The following is a 7603-nucleotide window of genomic DNA, read 5'->3' on the forward strand; positions in this document are numbered from 1 at the left end:
GCACATCCTGCGCATCGTGCAGGAAAGCGTGGCCAACATCCTGCGCCACACGCGCGCCACCGAAATCCGGGTGAGCACCGCAACCGAAGGCGCGGGTGTGCAGGTCACCATTGAAGACAACGGCCAGGGTTTTGATGTCGACAAAGCCTTTGGCGACGCGGCGGGGAAAGGTCTGTACAACCAGCGGCGCCGCGCGCAAACCATTCACGGCACGGTCAACTGGCAATCGGGACCGGCGGGCACGCGCTTTACGTTGTGGCTTCCATTGGCCCCCACAGTCACTCACTCCGTGTAGTTCCTTGCTCCCCCCCGAGGGAGCCGCCCGCCTGTGGCCCGGCAAAGCCGGTTCTGCGGCTCATGCTGGTTGAAGAGTTCTGGGCGCATAAACGGGGGCCGCGGGACTGGCTTTGCCAAACCGAAGGCGCCGCCCCCTGAGAACAGGCTACACGAAGTGAGGCTGGACGGGGGTGGGCTTATTCCTCGTTCGTATTTCCGGCTTCGGCAGCGGCGGCTTTCAGGGCGTCACTGGGATCCGGACCACCACCCTGCGCGCCGCCACCGCCACCTGAAGCGCCAAGGCTTGCGATGTTGCGCAGCGCACTCAGGTAAGCGTCGCTTGCCGGGCTACCGCCTGGCCCTACCGGCCCCGGCACAGGCGCTGCCACAGGGTTGATGGTCAGCACGCCGTCCACGTACGCCAGAGCGTAATTGCCGGCACTGTAACCGCCGGGCGTAATGGCGTAGCTGCCCGCGGCGCTCGCACCTTGCGAACTGCCGCCGTAGGTCAGCGCGCCGCCCAGCACGGCGGCCGTTTCGCCGGCCACAAAACCGCTATAGGTCACACCGTTGCCGCCGGCATAGGCTGCGGCGCCCACAGTCCGGCTGTCATTGTTGGCCGTGACGGTCAGGTTGGCCTTGTTGATGTCGGCCGCCGCCGTGACGGGAGCTGCCGCCAGCTGGTAGTTGCTGGCCAGCCCCCCTGCCCCGTCGGCCAGGTTGTAGGTGGCCGTGACGGTTTTGCCAGCGGCGGCGTTGGCATCGCTGAAGCTGGCGCCTGTGGCGCTCAGGGTCAGTGCCTCGCTGTAGGCCAGCCCCGCAAGGGTGCCGATATTCCCCAATGTCGCTGTCGCGGTGCCATCGTAGGTTTTGTTGTTGGCCGCCATGCCCGTCACGGTCAGCGTGGCTTTGTCCACGGTCAGGGTGCCGTTGGTGTATGCGATGCCGTAGCCCAGGGCTGAAGCCAGCGTGCCCTGGGTGATGGCGTGCGTGCCCGCGGAAGCCGCGGAGCCCGTCGGTGCTGCCAGCACGCCGGCCAGCGCGGTTGCGGCCGTGTCACCGGCCACCAGCCCGGAGTTCAGCGTGTAAGTCAGGCCCGGGTCGGCCGCGCCATAGACCTTGGCCTGGTTGTCCCCCGTAATGGTAAGCATCGGTGTCACGCTGTACACCATGCGGTTGCCGCTGAGCGACGTCATGGACACATCGGTGGGCGCATTCGCGGCATAGGTACGGCTGAAGGCGTTGCCGGTCGAGGCAAAACCGCCCATGGTGTTGGCCGTCGGATCGGTCGAATACACCAGGAAGCGGCCCGCGCCCGGGTTCAGCGGTGTGGCGCCGGCGTTGTTGATGAAGTTGCGCCCGGCAGCCAGCACCAGCGAATCATTCGCCGCGCTACCCGAGGTGACCGCATTGTTCAGCGTGATGTCACCCGCCGCACCGGTCGCGCGCACCAACACCTTGCCGCTGGCCGTCAGCCCTGCCGTGTTGACGGTGCCAATGGCCAGCGCGCCGGCCTGCGAATAGTCGACGTTGCCGGTATTGCCGGCCAGCGTCGTCACCGCGTTGCCGGCATTGTTCAGCGTATGGCTGCCGGTGCCCAGCAGTTCCAGGCCTGTGGCAGTGATGGCCGCGCTTTGCGTGCTCGTGCCCGCGGTGCTCAGCGTGAGTTCGCTGGCTGTCAGCGCGCCGTTGACGGCAATGTTGCCGCCGGTTGCTATCAGCTTGAGCTTGTCCTGGCTGTTGCCGAAGGCGCTGCCCACTGTGATGCCCGTATTCGAAGCCAGGCTGACGGTCTGGGCGGAACCGGCGTTGGTGCTCACGCTGAAGTTGCTGGTGTTGATGGCATTGGCGGCGGTGATGGTGATGTCACCGGCTGCGCCCGTGGTGCCCAGCACCTGTGCACCGCTCACATTGGTGCCCAGCGTGATGGCGTTCAATGCGGACGCGTTGAGCGTGGCCGCGGTGATGTTGTTCGCCGCGCCGTTGGCGTCGGTGATGGCGCCGACATTGGCCGCCAGCGTCACAGCACTGCCCGAGACGGTTTTCACGGCGAGGCTGCCCGCGGTAGCGGCCACATTGGCAGCGCCGTTGGCCGCAATATTTTCCAGCGTGCCGCCATTGGTCAGCACCAGGTTGACCTGCGCGCCGGCGCCTGTAGCCTGGGCACTCACCTTCGTCGCCGATGTGCGCAGCGGCGCACCTGAACTGGCGCCCACACTGCCCGCGCCTTCAAGGTAGAGCGAGCCAGCGCCCGTGTTGGCGATGTGTGTGCCGCCGCCGCTCGCTGAAATGCCCTGGCTCGATTTGACGCTGACGGCCGCCGTACCGGCCGTTGTACCGGTGGCCGTGCCATCGCTGGTGATGGATGCCACGGTGACACCGCCCGTGTTGTCGACATCAATGCGCCCGCCGCCCGTATTGGCGACCGACGTGAGCGTTGTGGCGATGCCGTTGGCCAGAACGATATTGCCTGAGCCGCTGTTAGTCAGGTTAAAGGCGCCGATCTGGTTACCCGCCAGCCCTAGCGTGGTGCCGCTATTGCTGCTGCCGGTGAAGCTGCTGGCCACAATGGCCTGGGTCTGCGCGATGGCGCCGTTCAGATTGTTGAGTGTGGTGGCATTGCTGCCCGAGTTGATGCCTGCGTACCCATCGACCGAGCCAACCGTGAGCGGCGCAGACTTGCTGCTGGTCACGGCGAATGCGCCGGTGGTAGAGCGTCCGCTGATTTCGTCAATCTGGTTGCCGGCATTGGTCAGGGTCACGGAAGACCCCACCGCGTTGAGCTTGCCCACCCTGATCGCCCCCGTCTGGTTGATGTTGCCGCTGGTGAGCAGGCTCATGACTGGCAAAGGCCCCGGTGCGGCCGTGATGACGCCACCGATATTACCGATATCAATCCCGCCCGAACTCGTGAGAGAGCCAATCTGCAGCGTGCCCGCCGTGATCTGGTTGATTTCCGAAGCGCTCAAATTCAGCGCACTGGGCTCAGAAGATCCCCCAAGCGTGATCGCCCGGTTGGCGTTAACGGGTGCAATCACCACCCGGCCGGCGCCGGCGTTGACCGCACTGACAATGTTGACGCGGTCGGCAAGAATCTGGATATCGCCGCCACCGCTGGTGACCGTCGCACCCTGAAGGTTGAAATCGTAGGCACTCGCAGGCGCAGGCGCTGGCACGCCCGAGCCACGCAAAACGATGTTCGCGCCATTGGAGTTGACGGTGCCGAAATCCATGCGCAAAGCGCCGTTGCCCGAGGCTGAGTTGGCGCTGATGGTGCCGGTAATATCCATTGCACCTGTGGAACTGATAGCCCCGCCGCCGATAGACGTACCGATGACGTTGGTGGCAGTCGTCGAAGAGTTGACGGTGCCCACAATGGTCAAACCACCCGTGCCGGCGAGCAGCTCCGCTGCCCCATCGATCACAACACCGGTGCCGGAGCCGCCGCCCACAGTGGCCGTACCGGTCAGTGTGATTTTCTTGCTGGCGCCGGACTGCACCTTGCCGCTGACATGCAGGCCCGTGCCGGCAAGGATGGATGGGTTGCTCAGGATGCCGGTAAGCGCAACGTCTCCCGCCGTGCTGGAAACTTCTGCTCCGCCGGCCAACTGCAAACCCTCGCTGGTGGCCGACGAGCTGCTGCCGGCCCGGCCCGTGATGTTGATGTTACCGGCGCCGGTGACTTTCGTGCCTGAATCCAGGCGCACGCCGCGTGAAACCTGCGCCAAACCGGACAGCCAGCCCGCGTCGCCCGAAATGGCGATCGTTCCGTTGCCTGCTGTGATATTGGAATTGGTGACGACCACGCCACCCGCCGAGCCGCCGGTGGCGCTGGCGCCGCCGCTCGCCAAGTCGCCGTTGATGGTGATGTTGCCCGCGCCGGTGGTGGTGACGTTGGATTGCGTGGCGCCGTTATTGACAATTTCCACCGAATGCGTCGCGCTGACGCCTGCCGCGCTGAGCACAACGTTGCCGCCGACCGCACTGACCTTGCTGCCCAGCACCTGGATGCTGCCGTTGGCCGCTGCCAGGCTGACGTTGCCGCCAAAGGCGCTGTTCTGTATGCCATCGCCCTGCCCCAGGTCTGTTACCACCAGCGTGCCCGTGCCGGTGTGCGACAGTGCAATATGGCCGCCGACTGAATTGATGGCGCTCAGGCGCGCCGCATCAATAGCCGCTGCACCGCCGATGCCATTGCCTATGCCGCCTGCCGCCGTCAGCTTCAAGTCGCCCGTGCGCAGCGTGGCGCCGGTCTGCACGTTGATGGCGCCGCCCGACGTGACGTTCAAGCTGGTCAGTGCCGTGGTGGCGCCTACCGACGCATTGAAATTGGTGGGCCCTGCGCTCGTGGTGCTCAGCGCATTCGCGCCATTGACCGTGTTGGCAAATGTGATGCCGCCGCCGGTGCTGACCAGGTTGACGGTGCCGCCAACCGTCACCGCGCTGTTGAAGGTCTGCGCGCCGCCCGTCTGCAGCGTGCCGCCAAACAGGTTAATGCCATCGGCCGCCGTCAACGCGAGGCCACCGCTGAAGGTTTGTGTACCCAGGTTGATGATCCCGCTGTCCCTGATCAGCGTCAGGGTGCCGGAGTAGCTGGGCGTGGTGGGAAAAGCAAAGCCGCTGCCATAACGGAAGGCCATGTCTTTCACGCTGCCGCTGCCGTTCACCGTCACGCCGCCGCCGAAGTTATTGGCCGAAGTGCCCAGCAACACGTCCTTGCTGCTGCCGTTCAGCGTGAACGTGGAGGCACCCGTCACATTCAATGCGCCGGCTTGCGAAATGGAACCGGTGCTGGAAGTCGCCGTCAGGCTGCCGCCCACAGTGGATGAGCCCAGCACCAGGTCGTTCACATCCCGGACGGTCACGGCGTTGTTGCCGGAATTACTGAGCCTGACCGCACCGGTGAAATTGTTGCCTGCGTTGCTCAGGTCTATCGCGCTGGCGCCGCCGCTGATGGTCACCGCACCCGCACCGGCGGCCTGCGTGATCGCGCCCGTCTGCGTGATGTTGTTGCCGAGCAGGGTCAGAGCGCCGCTGCCTAACGAAAAGGTGCCCAGCGTCAACGGACTGCCCACGGAATTGATGATGACGCCATTTGCGCCGAGCGTGGTCACGCTGACTGCGCCGTTGAAATTGTTGAGGCCGCTCAGGCTCACCTGCCCCGGGCCGGCGCTCACGCTGGTCGTACCGCTCACCATCAGGGCGCCGGCGGTCTGCTGAACGCCTGTACTGCCTCCTGTGAGTGTCAGGTTGCCCGTCGCGGTGAGGTCCCGGTTGATGTTCAAGCCGTTTGTTGCGGTCAGGCTGAGATCTTTGGCGTCCAAGGCGCCGCCAAGGGACAAAAAGCCGCCCGACAAGCTCAGGTTGCCGCCGCCAGTATTCAGGGCGGCCGGCGTCGTCAGCGTGCCGCCGCTGGCCGCCAGGCTGACGTTCTGGTTAAAACCCGTCAGGTTCAGGGCATTGAGGTTGAGGTTGCCGGTCGCGCTGACGTTCACGTCATGCGCGGCCGTGATGGAAGCGTTGGCAACTGCGGAGGCGCTCAGAAAGTCGATCTGCCCACCGCCGCCCGTGCCCTGTGTGGTCAGGTTGAGCGTGCCTATGGCATTGGAGAAGCTGTTGATGCGTATCCGGCCATTGCCCGTATTGCCCGCGGAAGCGGTGAAGCTGCCGCCGGGAGCACTCATGGTGGTATTGACGGCRCCGGCATTTCCCCGAATGTTGGTGCCCGCGTACAGGTCGAAGGAGCTGGCCTGCCAGTCCACGCCGCTATTCATGACCACTTCACCCGTGGTAGCTTTCAGCTTCAAACTGCCGGCAAAGATTTGCCCCAGGCCGTCGGTGCCGCCGATGCCGCCGCCGGCCGTCATGTCCAACGTTCCGCCGCCTATGCCGAGGTTAAGGGTTCCCGTGCCGGTAATGTTGCGGGTGGCTTGTGCGGTCAACCCCCCCGCCGCGCCGCCGGAATATGCCACGTTGGCGTTGAAGTTGATGTCGCGGTGCGCCGTCAAGGTCAAGGTGTTGGGGTTCGCCCAACTGACTGCGCTGTTGACGTTGATATCGCCATTGCCTGCCGTTGATCCGTCCGTCGCAATGCTCACATTGCCGGCATTCAATGCGGCGGACAAGGTGACCGCACCCATGCCAGAGAGGGTCTGCGCCGCGCTGCCGGCGGCAATGGTGAAGTCCACCGGGTCGATCAACCAGGTGCCGCTTTGGCCATCTGTTGCCTTGGTCGTGACCCGCGTGCCGGCTGCAACGTTCACATTGGCGGCACTGGTTTCGATGAACCCGCCATTGCCGCCGTCAGGGGCAGAGGCATCGAGCGTGCCGCCGACATTGACCGTACCCGTCTCCATGTCACCCATCAACAGGATGCGCCCGGCCTTGTTGGCAATCGTCTTCGCTTCAATGACACCRGTGTTGTTCACCGTCGCCGTGGTCAGCTGGTCCATGGCTTTGGCGGACAGCASCACCTGGCCGCCATTCGCCTGGATCAGCAGCTTGTTTTCAGCCAAGGCATTGAKMGCGCCCTGGTCAATGCTGTAGCCCAGCAAGTTGCCGTTGTCCAGGTTCAGGGTGATCTTGTTGCCGGCAGCCAGCAAAGCGGTTCCCAGGCTGGCGGTGATGACGCCTTCATTGCGCACTTCGGGCGCCAGCAAGGCCACGTAGCCGCCCGGGGCAGCTGTCAGCGTGCCTTTGTTGACCACCTTGCCGGCACTGCTGCCGGTGCCGGCATGACCGGGGTCAATGCCAAATGTGGTGCTGCCGGCCATGAAGTCGGCATTGCTCATGCTCAAGGTGGAGGCGACCAGGCCGCCTACGTTCACCTGACTGCCGGCGCCAAACAACACACCGTTCGGGTTGAGGATAAACACTTGGCCATTGGCCGTCAGGCTGCCCAGGAACTCGCTCGGGCTGCTGCCCGTGATTCGGTTCAGCGCGATGGCCTGGGCGTTGGGCTGGTTGAATCGCAGCGCCTCGTTGGCTGCCGTTGAAAGCGATGTCCAGTCAATCGCCAGGCGCTGGCTGGTCTGGTTGATCGTGGTGGTGGCGCCGCTGGTAGTCACGCTGCCGCTGCCCGCCACTACGGTGGAATTCAGCGCATCGGCAGCATGCACCTGCAAGTTAAAGACGGACATCGCGAGCAGCATCACCAAGGCGGCACGGCACCGTGCATGCAGGACAAAAACGAGGCCTACACGCGGACCGGCGGAAGCAACTTCAACACCGCTGCGTGCGGAGCCGCCCCTGCTTCGGCCTCTGGCGGTTTCAGCCACAGCCACCCACAGGCCAAGCGCGGCGTTCCAGACCAGGCGATAGATGCGAT

General features: G+C 64.7%; 2 protein-coding genes and 1 pseudogene. 1 reads left to right on the top strand and 2 read right to left on the bottom strand.

The window, feature by feature from the left end; genetic code table 11:
* Positions 1-295: sensor histidine kinase (locus tag AC1D0Z_RS13570; RefSeq protein ID WP_477658755.1), on the top strand; the 295-nt coding region annotated here is incomplete at its 5' end.
* Positions 296-473: 178 nt separating this feature from the next.
* On the opposite strand, the gene AC1D0Z_RS13575 is transcribed toward AC1D0Z_RS13570, so the two are convergent.
* Together AC1D0Z_RS13575 and AC1D0Z_RS13580 are read right to left on the bottom strand one after the other, a co-directional pair.
* Positions 474-7415 carry a two-partner secretion domain-containing protein gene (locus AC1D0Z_RS13575; RefSeq protein WP_477658756.1) on the bottom strand — a complete coding sequence of 2314 codons (6942 nt, stop codon included), beginning with the start codon at positions 7413-7415 and terminating at the stop codon, positions 474-476.
* 60 nt (positions 7416-7475) lie between these two features.
* Positions 7476-7598 (bottom strand): annotated as a pseudogene (locus AC1D0Z_RS13580) (ESPR domain-containing protein); the annotation flags it as partial.
* Positions 7599-7603 lie beyond the last annotated feature (5 nt).

The sequence above is a fragment of the Polaromonas sp. P1_E3 genome (assembly GCF_056405935.1).